At 45.7% G+C, this 20825-nt stretch carries 15 protein-coding genes; all 15 read right to left on the minus strand.

All coding sequences use genetic code 11. From position 1 onward, the window contains the following. Nucleotides 1-13: 13 nt before the first annotated feature. The 15 genes from EJP77_RS05980 to EJP77_RS06050 all read right to left on the minus strand — a co-directional run bounded on the left by EJP77_RS05980 (nt 14) and on the right by EJP77_RS06050 (nt 20811). A complete protein-coding gene (locus EJP77_RS05980; protein ID WP_127198205.1) occupies nt 14-1582 on the minus strand; it encodes a response regulator in 1569 nt (522 codons plus the stop codon). Beyond that, on the minus strand, nt 1554-3374 hold the full coding sequence (locus EJP77_RS05985; protein WP_127198206.1) for a sensor histidine kinase: 1821 nt from the start codon (nt 3372-3374) through the stop codon (nt 1554-1556). Before EJP77_RS05985 ends, EJP77_RS05980 begins: the two co-directional genes overlap by 29 nt. A 185-nt stretch (nt 3375-3559) precedes the next feature. Next, entirely contained in the window at nt 3560-3799 is a 240-nt protein-coding gene (locus tag EJP77_RS05990) for an HPr family phosphocarrier protein (protein ID WP_127198207.1), read from the minus strand. Between the two features lie 42 nt (nt 3800-3841). Continuing rightward, nucleotides 3842-4825, minus strand: a complete 984-nt coding sequence (gene yjfF, locus EJP77_RS05995) for a galactofuranose ABC transporter, permease protein YjfF (RefSeq protein WP_127198208.1) — start codon at nt 4823-4825, stop codon at nt 3842-3844. Further along, nucleotides 4822-5838: an ABC transporter permease gene (locus EJP77_RS06000; RefSeq protein WP_127198209.1), complete on the minus strand. Its 1017-nt coding sequence runs from the start codon at nt 5836-5838 to the stop codon at nt 4822-4824. Before EJP77_RS06000 ends, yjfF begins: the two co-directional genes overlap by 4 nt. Further along, complete coding sequence (locus EJP77_RS06005) at nt 5828-7354, minus strand: sugar ABC transporter ATP-binding protein (protein WP_127198210.1); 1527 nt, start codon at nt 7352-7354, stop codon at nt 5828-5830. Before EJP77_RS06005 ends, EJP77_RS06000 begins: the two co-directional genes overlap by 11 nt. Before the next feature lie 93 nt (nt 7355-7447). Then, entirely contained in the window at nt 7448-8479 is a 1032-nt protein-coding gene (locus EJP77_RS06010) for an ABC transporter substrate-binding protein (RefSeq protein ID WP_127198211.1), read from the minus strand. Nucleotides 8480-8765: 286 nt separating this feature from the next. Further along, entirely contained in the window at nt 8766-11456 is a 2691-nt protein-coding gene (locus EJP77_RS20855) for a cellulase family glycosylhydrolase (RefSeq protein ID WP_127198212.1), read from the minus strand. Nucleotides 11457-12113: 657 nt separating this feature from the next. Next, nucleotides 12114-13388 carry an ABC transporter substrate-binding protein gene (locus tag EJP77_RS06020; RefSeq protein ID WP_127198213.1) on the minus strand — a complete coding sequence of 425 codons (1275 nt, stop codon included), beginning with the start codon at nt 13386-13388 and terminating at the stop codon, nt 12114-12116. Continuing rightward, complete coding sequence (locus EJP77_RS06025) at nt 13388-15241, minus strand: GGDEF domain-containing protein (RefSeq protein ID WP_127198214.1); 1854 nt, start codon at nt 15239-15241, stop codon at nt 13388-13390. The genes EJP77_RS06020 and EJP77_RS06025 overlap by 1 nt, the downstream gene beginning before the upstream one ends. 106 nt (nt 15242-15347) lie before the next feature. After that, complete coding sequence (locus tag EJP77_RS06030) at nt 15348-16241, minus strand: RCC1 domain-containing protein (protein ID WP_127198215.1); 894 nt, start codon at nt 16239-16241, stop codon at nt 15348-15350. 242 nt (nt 16242-16483) lie between these two features. Then, nucleotides 16484-18067 (minus strand): cysteine peptidase family C39 domain-containing protein, encoded by a 1584-nt coding sequence (locus EJP77_RS06035; RefSeq protein WP_127198216.1) that lies wholly within the window; start codon nt 18065-18067, stop codon nt 16484-16486. A gap of 49 nt (nt 18068-18116) precedes the next feature. Then, nucleotides 18117-19010 (minus strand): alpha/beta hydrolase, encoded by an 894-nt coding sequence (locus EJP77_RS06040; RefSeq protein WP_127198217.1) that lies wholly within the window; start codon nt 19008-19010, stop codon nt 18117-18119. A gap of 27 nt (nt 19011-19037) precedes the next feature. Then, a complete protein-coding gene (locus EJP77_RS06045) occupies nt 19038-19874 on the minus strand; it encodes an ABC transporter permease (RefSeq protein ID WP_127198218.1) in 837 nt (278 codons plus the stop codon). After that, a complete protein-coding gene (locus EJP77_RS06050) occupies nt 19861-20811 on the minus strand; it encodes an ABC transporter ATP-binding protein (RefSeq protein ID WP_127198219.1) in 951 nt (316 codons plus the stop codon). Before EJP77_RS06050 ends, EJP77_RS06045 begins: the two co-directional genes overlap by 14 nt. Nucleotides 20812-20825: the final 14 nt, after the last annotated feature.

A 20825-nucleotide genomic window follows, 5' to 3' on the forward strand; every position in this document is an offset into this window, starting at 1 on the left:
TCTAACTTCCTTCCTAAAGGCAGATTCGATTCTCTTGATTCCTGTACACCTTGGTAGTCACTCCAGTGATTTTTTTAAATACGGAGTTAAAATAATGTGGATCGTTATATCCCACCATAGATGCAATTTCGTAGGATTTGGCATTTGTAGTCTTAAGCAGCTTCATTGCTCTCTTAATTCTCGTTCTGATTAAGTAATCGATGAAAGTCTGCCCGATCGCATTCGAGAAAACACTGCTGAAGTGATTCGGACTGACATTGACATAAGCGGCAACGGTTTGTAGAGAGATCTCCGGATTATCAAAGTGATGGTCAATATATTCCTTCGCTTTGCTTATGATATCGCTGTATTTATTCTTGATCTGGTCTCGATATTGAAACACAAGCCTAAGAATAACAGAAGCCGTATCTCGAAGTTCTTCAAGACTGAAGATTGCCTGCAGACGCTCCTCAACTGACTCCAGTTCCAATATAAATGCACCTACATCCCCGCGTGACTCATGAATGAATTGTGTAGCAGATATGATCAAATCCATGATCAAATAATGAGAGTATAGAGTATTGTGATCCTTTCCCTCATCCTGTATATAGCTAAATACAAACCCTTCTATCCTGGAATTGTCACCCTGTTCAAGAAAGTCATTCAGCTTGCTGCGCTTAAAGGCGAAAATCCCCTGCAATTCTTTCCCGTTAATTGGCCTTTTCCGCAAAAAATACTGATAGCTTTTCTTCTGATCGGCTTCCGAGAACGAAATGGAGATCTCCTGTACACGGCTCTTCACTGAGCCGATTCCGGTATAAATAGTGCAGATCAGCTTCTCCTCCATCTGCTTCATGTCCCTGACCAGCTTTTCTGCCAACCCTTCAAGGTGTTTCGGGTCCTCGCCCTTAAGAATCCATGCGTGCTGTTTCTTATTCCGCTTCACATGAAGATGAACCGAATATTCATTGCTGATGCTCTGGAACAGGGGATCGTGTTCTATATTAAATATGGTGCTGTCTTCCCCATTCTTGACTTCAAACTCAATAAGGGTCACCAGATAATAATCAGAAATCAAGAGAATCCCAAATTCCTCTGACATCTGTATCGCCTCTGCTGTCGGGATCGAACCGGTGCACAGATCGATGAGCATTTGCTCCCGCATGAAATCCATATTGGCGCTTGCTCTCTCCTGCAGCTCCTCCAGCTCTCGCTTGTCTCTTCGCTCGCTATCGATCTTGGCCGATACCTTATGCAGGGTACTTAGCAGTTCTGCTGAGCTTAACGGCTTCAGACAATATTCCTCCACTCCGATTCTTAATGCTTCCCGGGCATAAGCGAATTCATCATGGCCGCTAAGAATAATAATTTTAACGGAAGGCATCCGTTCTTTCACAATCTTGCTTAATTGTATGCCATCCATGAAAGGCATTTTGATGTCTGTTAGCACAATATCCGGAGCCATTCGTTCGATCAGGGGTAAGGCTAATTCTCCGTCAGGAGCATCCCCGCTAAAAATAAATCCTTCGCTTTCCCAGTCAATACGGTCTCTTATTCCTTCTCTGACAAGGATTTCATCGTCCACCAGGAAAACTTTTTTCATCAAATTCCCTCCTTACCGGTATATTCACAGTGACCGTTGTCCCCACGCCCAACTCGCTTTCCAGCTCAAGTCCATAGAGATCTCCGTGATAAAGACGCAGCCTTTGGTGCACATTGCCAAAACCAAATCCTCCGTCTTGCTTGAGCTCATCCTTCACTTCCTGATCCAGGCTAGCCTGCAGCTGCTGTAAGCGCTCGGGCGTCATCCCTGCTCCATTATCATGAATGATAATCTGGATGGTCTCATTGGATAGGAAAGAACCGCTTATCCTAATCATGCCTTTGCCTCTTTTGTTCTTAATCCCGTGATACAGAGCATTCTCTACCAGAGGTTGCAGTGTCATCTTCAGGATCTGACATTTCAGAATATCTTCTTCAATCTGGATCTCATAATCAAGAATATCCCGGTAACGCATTTTTTGAATAATTAAGTAGTTACCAATATGTTCGATTTCATCCTTGATTGTAATCAAGTCACGTCCTCGACTAAGGCTGATCCGGAAAAAGGTCGTCAGTGCGTGTACAATTTCGATCACTTCTTCACTCTTTCTGTTCTCAGCCAACCAAATGATTGAATCGAGTGTGTTATATAAAAAATGCGGATTAATCTGTGCCTGCAGCGTGCGGAGCTCGGCGATTTTGATCATCTCCTGTTCTTTTATACTTGTCTCGATCAAGATTTTGATTTTATCCAGCATCGTATTGAAGCTTAGGCCCAGATCAGCGATTTCATCTCTCCCCATCTGGTGTACCTTGGCATCAAGAAAACCTGAAGCAGCCTGACGCATCTTTTTCTTAAGAAACCGGATCGGATGTATCAGTTTGGATGATATGAAGAAGTACAAGGTTATCGTAAAAATAATAGTGAATATAACAATGACCCCAATTAACCTTTCAATACGATCGGCATCCTTAAGTACCTCTTTCAGCGGCACTTCCCCAATAATCTTCCAGCCAGTCTGTTCGGAAGAGGTATATACAACGAAATGATCCACACCATTCACAGAACGAGTGAAGTTGCCCGTGTTCCCCTTCAGAAGCTTGAATTCCGTATCATCAAAGCTTGTAAATCTTTCAGATCGATCTGGTATTATAATGGGCTGACCCTTCTCATTCGCCACATAAAAAAATCCGTTCTCGCCAATATGCATGTTATTGCAGAAATTGGAGATCACCGAAGCATCGAGCGTGATGACCATATATCCAATCACTTCATCGGTAATCTCTTGTTTGACGGTTGATACAATAGAGACGGCAAATTGACCCTCATCACTGGAGTGATCGAAATAATCCGGTCTTTGCGAAGAGAGCGGGGGAATAATCATGACCTTATCCGGATGTTTCATAAGATTGACAAATACCGGATACTTCGAAAGATCCTGATCGAGCTCAAAGATGCCTTTTCTCTCACTGATTCCCTTGCCATATAGATTAAACAGCATCATATTGCTGATCCGGTCAGATAACCTGTAAGTGTCGCGGTATAGACTAAAGGTGTTGAGAATATCCTTTGCTTCCTGATACGTCTCATTCTGTATGAGAAGAAATCTTAAGACATTCGGGTTCTTGCTAATATCGAGAAACTTGCGATTGTCCGAGAATAAGGAGTCAATATCATTCTTTAAGTGCTCTGCGGTTAACTGTATGGTTGCAACACTATGTTTCGACACGGTCTCGTAAGACATACGATAGGTAATCATTCCAACGAGAATCAACGGAAATGCCGTCAGCAGGACGAACATCGTTAACATCTTCGCGCGCAGACTAGAAGTAATCCAACTATACAGTTTCATACCGGTGAGAGCCTCACTTCTGCTGGAGTTCACGACAGGGATTAATACAGATACAGCTAATCCATTCGTAAATATTTACAAAAAATTAGAATTATTCCATTTCGATTATAAAGCGCTTTCATAAGTACGGCAAGAAGATTTTATCTCTCTTATGAGTTATAAAATCCTCTGTCATTCAAAATGAGTTATTTAATTATATAAGACAGGTCATAACGGACAAACAAATCAGACAATGCCCTCTTTGCTTCGTCTTCATCGGGACCCATAACATAAAGCTCGTAGTTATGGTGCTCGGTTAATGTGACGAAAACACCCAGAATACTTTTGGCATCGATGATGATTTTCCCAAACTTCAGCACACAAGAAGATTTGAATTTGTTAGCGGTTTTGGAGATTTCCCAACCGATTTCAGTAGTATTGCGCATCCAGCCATGCCTCCTTAACTATTCATTATGCGGCTCGTACGATTATGCGGCTGCTCCACTCTTTTTCTTACGTGAGATAAACACTTTCTGAAGCAGAATGAACAGGAACAACAGCATCCCAATCGCAATCTTGGTCCACCAGGAGCTAAGTGTACCCTGGAACATAATCAAAGTTTGGATAATGCCCTGAATCAGGACACCAAAGATCGTACCGACTACATATCCGGTCCCGCCGGTCAGTAGAGTACCCCCGATCACAACCGCTGCGATTGTATCCAGCTCCATCCCGACTGCATGAAGCCCGTACCCGGACAGCATATAGAAGGTAAAGACAACTCCAGCAAGCGAAGAGCAAAAGCCGCTGAGCGTGTAGACAAGCACTTTGGTCCTAGCGACCGGAAGACCCATCAGCAAAGACGATTGTTCGCTGCCGCCGAGTGCATATACATTGCGGCCGAACTTGGTGAAATGCGCGATATAAATAGCTGCTGCGACTACGACCAGCGCAATAATAACGCTAATGGAGATATAATTTTTGCCGAATAGGTAGACCTTGGTCTGTGACACGGTTTTATACCATTCGTTGTCAATAGTTATGCTTTCGATGCTGATGAGATAACAAAGACCTCTGGCCAGGAACATGCCGGCAAGCGTAACTATAAACGGCTGAAGCTTGAAATACTGAATCAAGCAGCCCATAGACCAGCCGAAAAAGCTGCCGACAAGCAAAACGAACGGAATAACCACCCAAGGTGACCAATGATGGTTCTGGACAAGCGTTGCCGACAGCATCGTAGTAAATGCGATCATGGAGCCGACGGATAAATCAATACCACCCGTTATAATGACGAAGGTCATGCCTACTGCCGTGATTAGCAGAAAGGCATTATCAATTAATAGATTCAGAAATACCTGAAGCGAGAAAAAACCATTATATTCAATCGAACCCGCCGCAAACATAACTATGAATAACGCAACGGTAACCAAGATTGGAAAGTAACGTCGATCCAGTTTGAATACATTCATGCCGATACCCCCTGTTTGGCAGCTTTATCTCTCTTCCTGCGCCTTGCGGCGAATACACTTCCGAAGGCTTCCGATTGGATTAAGCAGACGACTAACACAACGACGGATTTCACAACCAGTGTCACTTCTGGGGGAACGCCCATCGAATATATCGAAGTGGTCAATGTCTGAATAATCAGAGCGCCTACAATGGTGCCCGACAGATAAAAACGGCCGCCATTCAAGGAATTCCCACCAATGACAACAGCCAGTATGGCGTCAAGCTCATACCACAATCCAGCATTGTTGCCGTCTGCACTGGATACGTTGGAGCTTAATATAAAGCCCGAAATCCCGCTCAAAAAAGAACACAGCACATACACGATGAAGATGATTAGTCCGGAGCGGATCCCGGCGAGGCGGCTTGCCGTTGGATTCGTTCCAACCGATTCAATAAACAGACCCACAGCCGTCTTGCGTGTCAATACGGACGCAATAATGAAAAAGAATGCAATAATATAGATGGAGAACGGCAATCCGAACAAATAGCCAGCTCCAATGAAGGAATAAGGCTTCGAGGAAATCGTCAGAATTTGGCCGTCTGTAATTAATTGTGCTACTCCGCGCCCTGCTACCATCAGAATTAAGGTTGCTACAATTGGCTGTATACCTAGTAGACTGACAAGCAGTCCGTTCCAGGCACCCGCAGCAAGAGCTAGCAGAAGTGAGATACCCAGAGCAGTGAACAAGACACTCATGCTCGATCCGTCTCCCTTGCTTATGATCAAGCAAGCCATTGCCCCGGTTATCGAGACTACCGAACCTACGGATAGATCAATCCCTTTTGTAGCGATGACAAAAGTCATTCCAATCGAGATCAGCACAAGAGGTGCTGCACGGTTCAGAATATCGATCAAGCTGCCAAACAAGTGACCATCCTGAATAGTGATGGAGAAGAAGTCATGGTTATGAATCAAATTGGCCAAGAGCAAGACGGCCAGGGTAACTAGCGGCCAGAACAGCTTATTTTTCATTTGGGACCCCTCCTGCAATAGCCTTCATGATATCCTGTTGACTGACATTGTGATTATCAATCTCAGCAATTTTATGGCGGTCACGCAGAATGGCGATTCTGTGGCTGGTTCGTACAACCTCTTCAAGCTCAGAAGAAATAAACAGAATCGACATTCCCTTCTGGCACAATAAGCCCATCTGCTTCATGATCTCCGCCTTGGCACCTACATCAATCCCCCGTGTTGGTTCATCGAGAATCAGGAGATCCGGATTGGTAAGCAGCCATCTGCCTAGAATAACCTTTTGCTGATTGCCACCGCTCAAATTTTTGATCAGAGTCTCCGGCCCTGGAGCCTTGATATTCAGCAGCTTGATATATTCGTCTGCAAATTCCGTTTGTTTCTTCTTTGGCAAATACTTGAATATCCCCAGCGAGGCTTGCATGGCCAAGATGATATTCTCACGGATGGTAAGGTCGTCAATAATAGCTTCACTCTTCCGATTCTCTGGACAGAATGCAATACCGTTGTCTATCGCTATACGCGGTGATTTCAAGTTCACGGATCTGCCTTTGATCTTAAGCTCCCCCTGATCGGCACGATCTGCCCCGAACAATATCCTCGCAATTTCTGTCCGGCCTGAACCCAGCAGTCCGGCAAGGCTTAGAATCTCTCCGGGATATAGCTTGAGATCAAAGCGTTCAATAGAACCCTTACGGGCAAGCTGCTTGGTCTCCAGGAAAGGGGACTGATGACCGATGCTTGAATGGGATTCCACCAACTCCTGCACCTGTTCCATCTCATCCATCTCTTTGCCGATCATTTTGGATACCAGTTCCATGCGGGAGAGTTCCTCGGCCTTATATTCCCCGACAAATTCCCCGTTACGTAAAATGGTAATCCGGTCGCTCATCTCATACACCTGATCAAGGAAGTGAGTCACGAACAAAATGGCCAAACCTTCCGATTTCAATTTGCGCATGACTTTGAACAGCTCGTTCACCTCGTTAGAATCAAGGCTTGAGGTTGGTTCATCGAGAATTAGAATTTTGGCTGATATATTCAGTGCTCTTGCGATCGCCACCATTTGTTGAATCGCTACCGAATACTCTCCCAGCTGTTTGGTAGGGTCAATATCTACATTCAGCCGCTTCAAGAGCACTTTGGCCTCAGCATGCATTTCCTTCCAATCGATCCTGCCTCTCTTCATCGGCTCCCGCCCAATGAAAATATTCTCCGAAACCGTTAAGTTCGTACATAGATTAACCTCTTGATACACCGTGCTGATCCCGAGCTCTTGTGCTTCAAGCGGGCTTTGCGCTCTAATCTCCTTGTCATCCAGCCGAATTTCACCGCTATCGATCGAATAGACTCCGGTTAACACCTTGATAAGTGTAGATTTACCAGCCCCGTTCTGACCCATCAGGACATGAATCTCGCCTGGAAACATACGAAAGCTTACGTTAGTTAGTGCCTTCACACCGGGAAAATGCTTGCTTATCCGGTCCATGATTAAGCGATGTTTCTTCTCGTCCATTCCTCTGTCCCCTCCTGTCATCTCTGAAGAATAAAGAGAAGCCGAAGCCGGCTTCTTGTTTAAATAGATTTCTAGATTTCAGAATCTGCCTTCTTAATACTGACGGTTCGGCAGTTCTTTCTCTGCTGTGTCTTGAGGGAAAACGCCTTCATTTGTCAGGATGCGTTTCTGCACGTCTTTACCAGCGACAACGTCCTGTGCAATTTGCATCAACTGCGGTCCCATGAGAGGGTTGCATTCTACGATCAGGTTGATCTTGCCGTCCTTCATGGCCTGAAATGCATCCTTGATGCCGTCCATCGAAATAATCAAAATGTCTTTCCCTGGCTTGATACCCGCCTCTTCTAAAGCTTGAATAGCCCCCAGCGCCATATCGTCATTATGAGCATAGAGTACGTCCATCTTGGTATTCTCAGCCTTTGCGGATTTGATAAACGCTTCCATAACTTCCTTGCCTTTGGCGCGGGTGAAGTCACCTGTTTGGGACTTTACAATCTTCAGGTTCGGATTGTTCTTAATGATTTCCTCAAAGCCTTTCTTACGGTCAATAGCTGGCGCAGAACCTGTTGTGCCCTGCAGTTCTACGATATTTACTGGTCCTTGATGATCTTTCATTTCATCAAGTAGCCATTTACCGGCACGACGGCCCTCTTCTACAAAGTCTGAGCCAAGAAATGATTTATACAAGGAGGTATCACTGGAATCAACCGCCCGGTCTGTAAGAATAACCGGAATTCCAGCATCCTTCGCCTCTTTGAGCACGGTGTCCCAACCGGATTCTACAACCGGCGAGAAAGCGATAACATCAACCTTTTGAGCAATAAAGCTGCGGATCGCCTTGATCTGATTTTCTTGTTTTTGCTGGGCGTCCGAGAATTTAAGATCAACGCCTGCAGCCTTGGCTGAATCCTGGATGGATTTCGTATTAGCCGTTCTCCATCCGCTTTCTGCGCCAACTTGGGCAAAGCCGAGTGTGATCTTCTTATCCGTCTGCGTTGCACCCTCAGTCCCTGTCGCATTCGTGGAACTTGCCTTGTTCCCGGAATCCGTGTTCCCGCAAGCTGAGATAAGAATCATTGTTACTGTCAACAGAAGCACTGCACTAGACTTAAAGATGTTCTTCATTTGACTACCCCTCCTTGTTTTCACCATATGGTCAGGTGTTAACTTGATTTTATAAGCAATCCGTTAGTGTCTAAATGGAATTCAATACGTATTTATTTAGGATATCTTTGAGAAATGGAGTGTTCTGCTTAGTAAACTTGTGATTTGTTCCGCAATTCATTTGTTTTCTTATGATGAGCTATTCTCAAGAACCATTTCATGTGTACACTTGTGTCTATCGGCAAAGCAAAAAGCCCGGGATGATATCCCGGGCTTCTTCGTTCACAGCTTTCATTTGCCAATAGCTTCAATTGAACACGGTACAAATCTTGGAAGTTGCCTTGATCCCATTCGGACCGTTGATGATCGCGTTCCCCTGCTCTGTATAACTGGTTCCAGCCCAGTCGTTAGCCATATCCAAATATTCAAGTCCTGAGCCATTTCCTTTCCAGGACCATCCGAGATAGCCTACTCCCTTCTGCTGGCTATAGCTCATAATTGTTGCCTCATCTACATCGCCATTGGTATGTTTAATGCCAAATTCACCTATTACGAGTGCCAGATTCTTATTAAGTACATTGTCAATGTTGCTCTTTACCGTCGAAGCATCTTTTCCTGCATATTCATACATGTGTATGGAGAACATTGTGTTTTTGAGAGGATCGGAATTAAATACCTGGGTTCCATAGTCAAAGATCGACTGTGGATATTGTCCCCATCCTGCGCCGTCAACCATCAATGTGTTCTTAATGCCTGCGTTCCGAAGCTTAGGAATCACCGATGTGTATCCTTTAGCCCAATCTGCCCCATTCCATGTACCGTACCATTCATTTGCGATATTGAGGATCACTGTCTTCTCTTTCCCGATTAAGGCGCTCTTCATCTCTATCCAGTAATTCGCAATATTATCGAGTACGGCAGCACTATCCGAACCCGTACCGTCATGCACCTCAACAATAGCGACCAGTTTATTCTGTTCACACAAGGTGATCAGGCTTTGTAACGTAGACAAGCTGTCCTTGGTCCACTGCTGGCCATCGGAGAGCACGATTCTTACTGTATTTGCACCTGTTTTGGCAATTGCAGGAATGGCCACGGCCTCTTGGCCTTTATACCAAGTGTAAGCGTGATTAATTCCTCTCATCACAAAAGGATTACCGTTCGCATCATAAAGCGTGGTGCCGTCAATGTAGAATCCGGCATTTTTAGTAGTTGAATTTGTAGTAACATTCAGCACGCTGCTTGCTGCAGACACATTGCCTGCTGCGTCCTTGGCCTTTACGGTTAAGCTGTATGCTGTTCCCGCGGTCAAGCCTGTTACAGTATAGTTCGTTGATGTACTTGATCCCGTAAGTGTTGTCCCTCTGTAGATATCATATCCGGCTACGCCAACATTATCTGTTGATGCTGTCCAGGTGAGAGTTACGGTTGTGTCTGTCTTGGATGTGCTCGTGAGGTTAGTTGGTGCTGTAGGAGGTGTGGTATCCTGCTGTGTTGAACTTGATGTAGTAATATTCAGCACACTGCTTGCTGCAGACACATTCCCTGCTGCGTCCTTGGCCTTTACGGTAAAGCTGTACGCTGTTCCTGCTGTCAAGCCTGTTACAGTATAGTTAGTTGTCGTACTTGATCCCGTAAGTGTTGTCCCTCTGTAGATATCATATCCGGCTACGCCAACATTATCTGTTGATGCTGTCCAGGTGAGAGTTACGGTTGTGTCTGTCTTGGATGTGCTCGTGAGGTTAGTTGGTGCTGTAGGAGGTGTGGTATCCTGCTGTGTTGAACTTGATGTAGTAATATTCAGCACACTGCTTGCTGCAGACACATTCCCTGCTGCGTCCTTGGCCTTTACGGTAAAGCTGTACGCTGTTCCTGCTGTCAAGCCTGTTACAGTATAGTTAGTTGTCGTACTTGATCCTACGAGCGCAGTCCCTCTGTAGATGTCATATCCGGCTACGCCAACATTATCTGTTGATGCTGACCAGGTGAGGGTTACGGTTGTGTCTGTCTTGGAGGTGCTTGCGAGGTTAGTTGGTGCTGTAGGAGCTGTGGTATCCTGCTGTGTTGTGACTTGGGTAAATTTCCACTTCTGCTGTGCATTTCCGTTATCGGTCCATTGCTGTACATTGGCTCCATCTGCCGTAGAGCCTCCAGCCACGTCCAGGGCTTTGCCGCTCGACCCAGAAATCAGCTTATAGTATCCTCCGCCAACGTCGATGATTTTCCATTTCTGATTCGCCTGGCCATTGTCTGTCCATTGCTGCACATTGGCACCATCATAGGTGAATGCTCCCTCTACATCCAAAGCTTTCCCGCTGGACCCTGAGATCAGCTTATAATATCCACCGCCAACATCGATGGCTTTCCACTGCTGCTGAGTTTTACCGTTATCCGTCCACTGCTGTACATTGGCTCCATCTGCGGATGAACCACCGGCTACCTCCAGGTTTTTTCCGCTGTGCTGCGCCGTTAATTTGTAAATTCCACCAGAGACGATTCCGGTTTGTCCAGGATCCGTCGTATTACCCTCAGCAGCGTATACCTCGAAATCCCAAATGGAAAACCCATAATTCGTCGCTCTTTGAATCCCATACATTCTTACATATCTTGCACTGCTTGCTGCAAAAGAGATCTCGTTAATTCCCCCCTGACCTGTTGTTGTAGAATACACGGTAGTCCAATTATTATTGTCCTTTGAAGTCTCAATCTTGTAGGATTTCGCATAAGCTGTCTCCCAGTTCAGCTTCACGCCATTAACATTTGTAACAGTACCTAGATCAACGCTAATCCACTGGGAATCAGAATAGCTGGATGACCACCTTGTGGAAGGATTTCCGTCAAAAGCCATCGCTGGTGTCTTCGATGAGTCTTCTGTCGAGCTTGCTGTAGCAGTTTTGTTAAGCGCGACATTCACTTTTGTGGCAGCGCTCACGGTTGTAAGCGGTAACAAGTTAACGAATAGGCCTAGTATAACTAAGCAGGACAACAATCTCTTCATTATTTAACCTCCGTAATTTGAGAAATGAACAACTCTAAAAGGCTTTGATGTACCAATAAATAAGAAGAGGGTCATCGAGTAAAGTTCATGGAGTTATTGAAAAAAGGAAGTTGATGGGGTGAAAACACTACTGGAGAAATTAAGAATTAACAACGTTCTAAGAGTCTGTTTAGTTGAGAATTTGTAAAGAACAGTTAAATACAAAATGATTTAATTTCATTTCCCTCCTTTGTAGTTTATTTACAACAATAAGCACCGATTTCTTCCTCCGGTATCCATTCATTCTAGGTGCTTAAGTGTATATTTAAAATATTTCCAACTACTATCGTCGAAAATATCTTAAACCAAACCCACTTGCCGAAATTAACTAATCGATAAACTTAAATTTACTATAAATAGATAGCGCTTTCATGTCAACATATATTTCCATAAAACGTACTATTAGGTCTTTAGGTTTATACCTATTAAGTATAGGAGAGATTTTATCTATTAATTGAACTTTTTTAACTTAAAATAACAACAAATTAACTAATCGATAACTAGAAATAAACACTTTTCTTAAACTGATTATAGATAAAAAAAACAACCTTACTCCGGGGCAATTCCCCAGATAAGGTTGCAGTAAGTTCAACTCTGCTGTTAGTAAAAAGTTTGTACTTAATCTTTCAATTGGATGGCTTCTTTAATGATTGCCCTTTCCTCTTTGGTTACCTGCTCCATTTGCTCCTTGAGCAGTGCAAGTTGATTGGCAATAGGTTGGTCGGATTCAATAATTCCTTGAATATTTTTGTCCCATAGGGCTTTCAGCTCCGCATCCAGCGGAGTTGGATATATTCCTTTATTGTACTGAGCATTACTTCTGGCCATATTCAAAGTATCTTGTCCACCCAGGTAGCTATCCTGTCCCGACACATCAACCGATTTCGTTAGCGATACAACATTTTGTACGTATTTCCCAGCCTCCGACTTATGCTGGCTGTCTTTGGCAATCCCAATCATCGCACCATCCCGGTAGCCATATAAATGAAGCGGCAGCTGGGATACCCGCCATGAACCAGCCTGATCCGGTGCCCAACTTTTTAGCGAATCCGTTATCCATGGACCCCCATATAACATCGCGAGCTGTCCATCACGCAGCGCCTGTTCACCAGAGGGATCCCATATGGTGCTTCGAAGAGCAAGACCATTTCGGCGAATCTCACGAGCTACATATATGGCGTCCTGAAAGACCTGACTGTCCCAAGCGAACTCCAGTTTACGATTAAGGATGCTGGAAGACATCGCCGCCACATCAATAGGGTCTGTATAATGCTGAAATAGATAAATCCCTTTTGTCTTCAGCTTTATGGCCATGTCTACCCAATTCTGCGGGGTACTCAGGTACTCGGTCAGTTTATCAGGATCTGCAGGGAACCCATTCTCTTCAAGTAGATCAGCACGATAATAGGTGAAGGCAGTCGGTAATGCTATGGGCATAGCAATCAATTTGTTCAACTTTACGTCTGAATACTGCGGAAGCATATTAACCGGGATCTTCTTTGCAATTTGATTGACCTGGTTCCCCTGTCCCCTAAGGTTACTCAAGATATCAAGACCATTCAGCTGTCCCGTCATGGAACTGTCAAGAAAGACCACATCTGGCGACTCACGAGTTCCATAAGCCTTGATAAAAGCGTTCGCGATTTCTTCGTATTTAAGACGAACGGTTTTTACCTTTATTTGAGGATGAAGGATCATAAACTGCCGATCTGACTCTGTAGTATCATAGAAGGTCCATACAATCAGTTCATTCTTCGTTTCAGTGTCGGGGTGAGCTTGCTCCACCACTTCTGTACCAGGTGAGATTGGCGTCATCTCTGTCACATAACTGCTGCATGCCGTCGTTATCAGTAACAACATTAAGACGGTCATTCTCCAGAATCTAATCACCATCAAACATCTCCTTGTTCTTTGCTGTACCAGACAACCTGGGAGTCTGACTGTTTGGCCAGGTACATAGCCTGATCCGCAAGCTTTAACAGCTCATCCGGATTGCCCGTGTCCCCAGGATAGCATGCAACACCGATGCTCGTTCGTGGCTGAAGCGTAAGGCCCTCACCTTCAATGTGCAGAGGTAACTGGAACAACTCGAGGATCTTCTCTGCTATCTGTATAACAGGAACTCGGTCAGCTGTCGGAAGGACGACCACAAATTCGTCTCCCCCAAGACGGCATACATTGCCGGTTCCGGCTGCTGTTGTCAACAATCCGGCAACGTGCTGCAGCAGTCTATCACCTATCTCATGCCCATAAGTGTCATTGATGTTTTTGAATTTATTCAAATCCATGAACATAACTGTGACCGCTGAGGAACGTTCTTCGATCAACTGCTTCAAATGCTTATGGAAATAAAGACGATTTGGAATTTTGGTCAAAGCATCTGTGAAAGCCAACTGCTGGAATTCCTGCTCAGATTGTCTGATCTGCTTCGCCTGCTCGGTTAGTACCCGGTTCATCCGTGTAGCTTCGGTGAACATTTCCTTAAGTCTGAGTGCCATATGCTGAAAGTTTAAATTCAGCTTATCGAATTCAACAATATGACTCTCGGTTCTGGACATTTCGAAAGCAGCTGCTATTTTATCCGGCAGACCTGTCGTTTCTTGGGTGAGTTTAATCAGAATTTGGACAATTAGCTTACTGAGCACGTATACAACAATAAGGACAAGCAAAATAAACGCTATGACCAGTCCGAATTCTATCGCATAAACTCCATAAACCTCATTCAGGAAGTGGGAAGCGGGAACAGTTATGTTGATGTTGTAGTCTACACTTGCATGCAGAGAAATGCTATACCAATAAACCCCGCCGCTCCATACAGACAGCTCAGTAAAATGTCGGCCTTCCGGTAGTGTTAAATACAGGTTCGAATTGTATTGATATAATCTGCCCTCAGGTTGACTGCCGGCTGAAGAGGTTGAATCCGTATGCTGAGAGCTAGCCAATACATCACCCGCAGCGTTAGATATGACGATTTGAGTTCCTCCCGAAGCGGCATTGTTAACAATTCTCTGCAGCTCACCCAGCTGAATAACATCCCGCAGCTCCAATGCACGGTAATTCCCTCCGCTCCAGCTGCTGACCTGTTCCTGAATACTGGATGCCGCGGATTGCGTCAGCTGCAGAGCACGTAGATTAATAACGTGATTCTGAGAGATTCCTGTCATAATCATGAAGCAGACAAAAGGAATTATTAGACCGCTGATAGAAAGATGAACGAGAATTCGCTGAAGCGGGATCTTCTTGCTCATATTCTTGATTTTCAAACGACGTATAAAAGGAAGGTAGGTTGTCAGCACCTCCGCCATTAAAGCGTTCGAGGAACCATTCACGCTTGATTTGGCAAGGAGAAGAAGCAGTTGTGTATGTGAAGGAAACAGATCCACATAGAGTGTTGAGATGAGTAGTATAGCACTGGTTAGGAACCAGAAGAGCAGATCATACAGGAAAACAGAACCTTTACGGATCCTGCAAGCCAAAGCCAAAAATAAGATCTCGGCGAAGACGATCACGGAATCCCATACGGACATTTGAAGCCATACATAATTACTGCAGGCAGTAATTAACGCCATAATGATTGCCGCCGGGCTTCCGATAAGTATAAATGCCAAGATTAAAAACAGGGTTGAGAAGTGAAACCTCATTCCATATAGCATAGGCAGGGAAAGGAAATCGCCTAGCAAGCTAAATAAGAGCAGCAGTATAGCAAGTGGAAGTCTGGCTTGCAGACGAAGTTTAGAACCTAGCATATTGTCAATGCCCCCGTATATATAAACGTGTGAAATTTACAAACCGCATTTTGGACGATACTTCCTTTATCGACGATAACGAAAATTTCTTTATGTTATGGGTTTGTTAATTATTAACATGGATGCTGCTCCATCTGCTTACATCACATTGTCCATAATTATTCTCGCCCACAGCCACAACGGTACCGTCAGATTTAAGTCCGAGAGTATGGGCACAGCCCGCTGCAATAGCCCTCATGTCATGCCAACCACTTACATCACATTGGCCATGCTTATTCAACCCCACAGCCACTACCGTTCCATCAGATTTAAGACCCACAGTATGATAACTACCCGCCGCAACTGCAACAATATCGCGCCAGTCGCTTACTTTGCATTGGTCATGCTTATTCAATCCCGTAGCCATAACCTTGCCGTCCATATTAAGTCCAACAGTATGAAGATAACCGGCCGAGACAGCCACCATGCCCTGCCAGCCACCTACCTCGCATTGACAATACCTGTTGTTACCAACTGCCGTTACCGTTCCGTCTAATTTTAGACCAACTGTATGCCAGTCACCCGCCGCAACCGCTCCAATATCCTGCCAGCTGCTTACGTCGCATTCGCCTTCATGATTTCGACCCACAGCCACTACCGTGCCATCCGATTTAACCCCAATGGTACGGCACCAACCTGCTGCAACTGCGACAATATCGCGCCAGTCGCAGACATCGCATTGGTTGTGCCTATTCCAGCCCACAGCCACCACCGTACCATTAGATTTAAGACCCACGGTATGAGCATTCCCTGTGTTCGTTGCCATGTGAACATTACCAGCATCAACCGCAACGATAGGGTACCAATCGCTGACATTACATTGACCGTATTTGTTATCACCCACCGCTGTTACCGTTCCATCAGTTCTAAGAGCAACGGAATGACGACGTCCCGCTGCTAGCGTATTGTTAAGCCATTGTTTTGTCTTAAACACGGCTTCCTTACTTGAAATGTAGTCCATATCTTTCCTCACAAATATATAAAATTATGTTGTGTTCAAATGTTAGACCCTACAATATGTAAGCGCATTCCTTAACGTTATACTAATTATAGCAAATTTCTTTCTATCCGAGTCTACTTCTTCAACCACATATGGATTTTTCACACTCAGGTGTGGCTAATTAAAGAAGACCCGGACACCATTTAATTATGGTGTCCGGGTCTTCTTATTCCTTTTCCCATTTAACAGCCCGAGTACTGTTCCTACGTCGTTCCTATCGTTAACGCAAAAATATGGATATTAGGCATCATCGGGAGCACAAGCGACTGAACCGGGCGATCCGGTTGCAGCCTCAGCTTCGCGGCGTAAAGATGCACTTTATGGTTAATCAATCCCTGCTCTTTTTGCGCAGGCGGTCCACTCCAGGCAACCCGCTCGTTATTGACTGCATGGAAGTTCCACCAATCGCTAAAGCCAAAATTCAGCGTGTCTTTAGTTCCGTCTTCATACTTAACGGTAAGCTGGTCCAAAAAGCTGCCCATTTCACTGCAGCCGAGTATCGTTAGGAAGTGCCCTTTCTTCCCTTCCAGTTCTACTTCTTGACCATAACAAGCAATGTTGTCATATTCGTTATATTCTCCAGCTAGATTCATGTTAAATGACATGTCGTCAAGGAGAAGATGCGTTCCAAGCGGGCTCCCTGACAAAGGCAAATAGTACCCGCTGGAGTCAAACTCGGCTGGACGCTCTTCGCAGCCGAATCCTCGATTGTTGAAATAGCGGCTCAAATCCACATGATGGTTCACCGTAATGGTATCCTCTTGATGCTCCACAGCCGCGGCGCTGTACCTTTCCGCTTCTAATAGACTAGCTTCACCCGGTATTCTATACAGCGTCAAGAGCCGCTCCATAACTTCCACTTCTTTATTAGCAATATCGGTCAGTTTTTTCACCGTATTTTCCTTTAAGTAAGCATGCATGGAGGCCTCATCGACCATGGCCATCTTCATCAAGAAACCCCGGACGGAGGACCACTGGAATGAGAGAACCTTTAACTCCTCTTCCAGCTTTTCAAATCTCTCATCTTCATAGGTTTCATGCAAATAATGCAGCAGCTTGCCATAGCTATTTCTTCCACTCGAAACTCTCCCTAAATTCACAAATAAGGGCGATGTCGACAGCATGGCTTCCGCTGCAGCATCAGGCTCAAAAGGAAGGGAGCCTGTCTCTTGGGCAAAAGCTTGAATGGCCTGCACCGTTTCCCTCGTTTGCAGCCATTCCTGTAAAGTCATGCTGAGCTCATTCAGGATATCTTCATAGACAGTCAAATGGTTGTCGACCGGTGTAACCGTTACACATCCATAATAGCCATGTTCAAGCTGTTCATAAGAGATAGGAATGGATTTTTTCTCAAAAAAGGGATCGGTCACGAGTAATTCATTCGTATTTGTATCAAATCCGACCCCGAGCATCGTATGACCGTAGTCGTGTATGATCTGATATTTGTCCGTCCAAGGAATCCAGAAGCAATCTAGTAGAATTAGCAGCGGATTACCAGCTTGAAGCTGCTCGGTGATCATCTGAATTCCCTGACTAATAGGCTGATTCAAATGCATTTCGCAATGAAGCCCATGAAACTTTTCGATTAAAGGCAAATAATCATTGCTAAAGTCGGCCATAATCCGTTCGCCAATATCTTTGGCAGTGTGTTCTGAATCGAATTGAAAGTTTAAAGAGTGTGCATACATCAGCTCGTAGCGTCGATGATGCCAGCTGCACACCGTAGCAATAACGTCATCTAGACAATTTACACCTTGCCGAACAATTTCTACATCCAGTGCGATCATTAGAAAGCCTCCGCTTCATGTTCTTATTCAGGAATATTCTGCTTTCTCTCTAGCTGCCGACGTAAAACTTCAAGTAATTGTCCAGCTGGCTTTTCCAATAATCGAGCTCGTGGCCCCCTGGACTTGTATGCCACTCGGCAGGTACGCCCCGGGTCTTGAGAATCCTGTACAAGGCTTGATCCTCTTCGGATAGCTGGTCGGACTCGCCTGCATCCAGATATACCTTGAGCCCGGCTAACTTCTTGCTTGCGGCAAGGAGCAGAGGATCTCTCTGCTGTCTAAGCTTTTCATTCGGATACAGCCAATCACGCTGATCGGTGAACTGATCCGCTGGACTGTAGTCCCATAATGCGGCGCTGTGCCCGCCGACTTTACTGTACAATTCCGGATGGTTGAACGCCAAATACAGCGCCGCGTAACCTCCCATTGAAGCTCCGCCGATATAGCGTCCTTTTTTCGAAGGAATCGTACTATAATGCCGGTCTACATATTTGATGAGGTCTTTCGTCAAATAATCCTCGTACATGCCTTCGTCCACGCCGCCCGGGTTGACCCCTTGCCCTGGCTTCGTATTGACACCAAAGCTGTTGCCGTAGGCCGGACTCACAATGATCACCGGCTTTATGGTGCCTGCCTGAATCAGTTGGTCTGCGGCATTGTTCAAGCCCAGATAAGAGAACCAGGAGCTTTCATTGCCTCCGTAGCCATACAGCATATACAGAACCGGATAGCGTTCTGAAGTTTTGTATCCAGGCGGCAAATAGATCTGTACATTCATCTCCTGCTGTAAGGCGTGGCTTGACAAGTTTACGGTGTCGATTGTAGAGGAAACCGCCGGTTTAGAGACGGCCTCGGTATCTATGACGGGCGCGGCATGCTCCGCGCTTTCCGTACAACCGACCAGAAGCGCAATGGACAGTATGGAAGCTGAGATAATTTTCATAAATTTCCCTCCTTATTCTTAAGCCTGCTATTCGAGTCTCCAATCCATTTTTTTGACTACAATCCATACGGACAGACAGGTAAATGCCAGCAGGGCCAGCATGTCAATCGTGACAGACGAGGACCAAACCCCCTGCAGCAGGTGCTTCAGCCCATCAGCGGCATAGGTAGTTGGAAAGAAATAAGAAACCACTTGCAGCACGGACGGGAGCTGATGAATATCAATCATGACAGGGGTGAGAAAATTCAGGAATACCATCAGCAGGTTGGTGATCATTGTGGTCATATCCTGATTCGGTGTAAGAAACCCGATGAGCGTTCCAAAGCCCGCCGAACCTGAGATCGCCAGCAGGACGATCGGAATAAGTCCCAGGTTCAAGTGAATATCGACATGAAATACGAAATGTCCAACAACCGTCATAATGATCACGGAGGGCAGTGTCATCAGGAATCCGCGAATAATAAACGCCAGCAGGAAATTGATCTTGGAGATCGGCAGCGAGGCATAGAAAGTGAAGTGGCCCTGCTGCTTACTCCAGGATATGTGGTTGCCCAGCCCGTTTATACTCATGATAATAATCGGAAAAATAATATTACCGCTGACAATCCGCATCATCACATCCGGTGAGGGAGACTCCAAAAAGAATTTCATGAACAATAAGGTCGAAAATGGGAATAGCGAGGCCAAGAGGACGACCCAGATCCAGGTTTCACGCACTTCGGCGTACTGGATTCGTAGTAAATAGTACAGCTCCGTGCCCAATGAACGGATTCCTTTGCGGGCTGCCGGCTGCGGTATTAGCGCTGACACAGCTGCAACTGCCGTATGCTGCTCGGAAGCGGCGGCTTCACTATTGATGTTCATCGCGATTTCCTCCTCCCAGCTTGATATACACGTCTTCCAGACTGGGCGGTACAATCTTGTAAGCCTCGCAGGACAGCTGATCCAGATGCTCTGTGATATTAGACACGAGACGGCTGACTTCATCTCGCTCCACGAGCATTTGTACGCGATTCTCACTCAGCGTTTCGACCGCTCCCCACTGGCTTAACAGCTGTTCCGCCTGTTCCCTGTAACCGCTAAGCAGCGTGAATTCCACCTTAAGCCGCGGATCCACCCGGTTCTTCAAATTCGTAATCGAATCGATGACCTGTAACTTCCCGTGGTCAATAATCGCGACACGGTCGACGACCTGCTCGGCCTCCAGCACATTATGAGTGACCAGCAGCACCGTCGTGCCTTGTTCCCTGTTCTTCTCGCGCACCAAATCCCATACCAGCTTGCGCTTCACAGGATCGAGCTCATTTGTCGGCTCATCCAGAATGAGCACCTCAGGGTCCCCGGCCATGACTGCGGCAAGTCCGGCAAGCCTTCTCTGGCCGCCGGAGATGCGTTTGATCATTTTGTCCGCAATACTGCTCAGATCGAATTTGCCGATCCATAACCGCGTTAAGTGTTCCGCGTCTATTCGGTTGATTCCTCTTAATCTAGCGGTGAAGAAGATTGCTTCCTGCACGGTCAAGTTGGCAAGCGCCCAAGATTCCTGGGCATAATATCCGACTCGCTGCGCAACGTCACTGGAGTAGCGAATGACATCCCGCCCATACAAGGTAATTTGCCCGGACGTAGGCTTCGACTGCGCGACCATTTGTTTCACAAGTGTCGACTTCCCTGCACCGTTAGGTCCCAGTATCGCTAGAATTTCGCCTTCGTGCACATCGAAAGTGATATCCTCATTGGCGAGTTTTTTTCCCTTTTTATACACTTTCCGTACGTTCTGGATCTCGTAAACCTTTCTCATCGGCCCCTCCTTCG

It is taken from the genome of Paenibacillus zeisoli, from assembly GCF_003994465.1.
Classification (GTDB): Bacteria; Bacillota; Bacilli; order Paenibacillales; family Paenibacillaceae; genus Fontibacillus; species Fontibacillus zeisoli.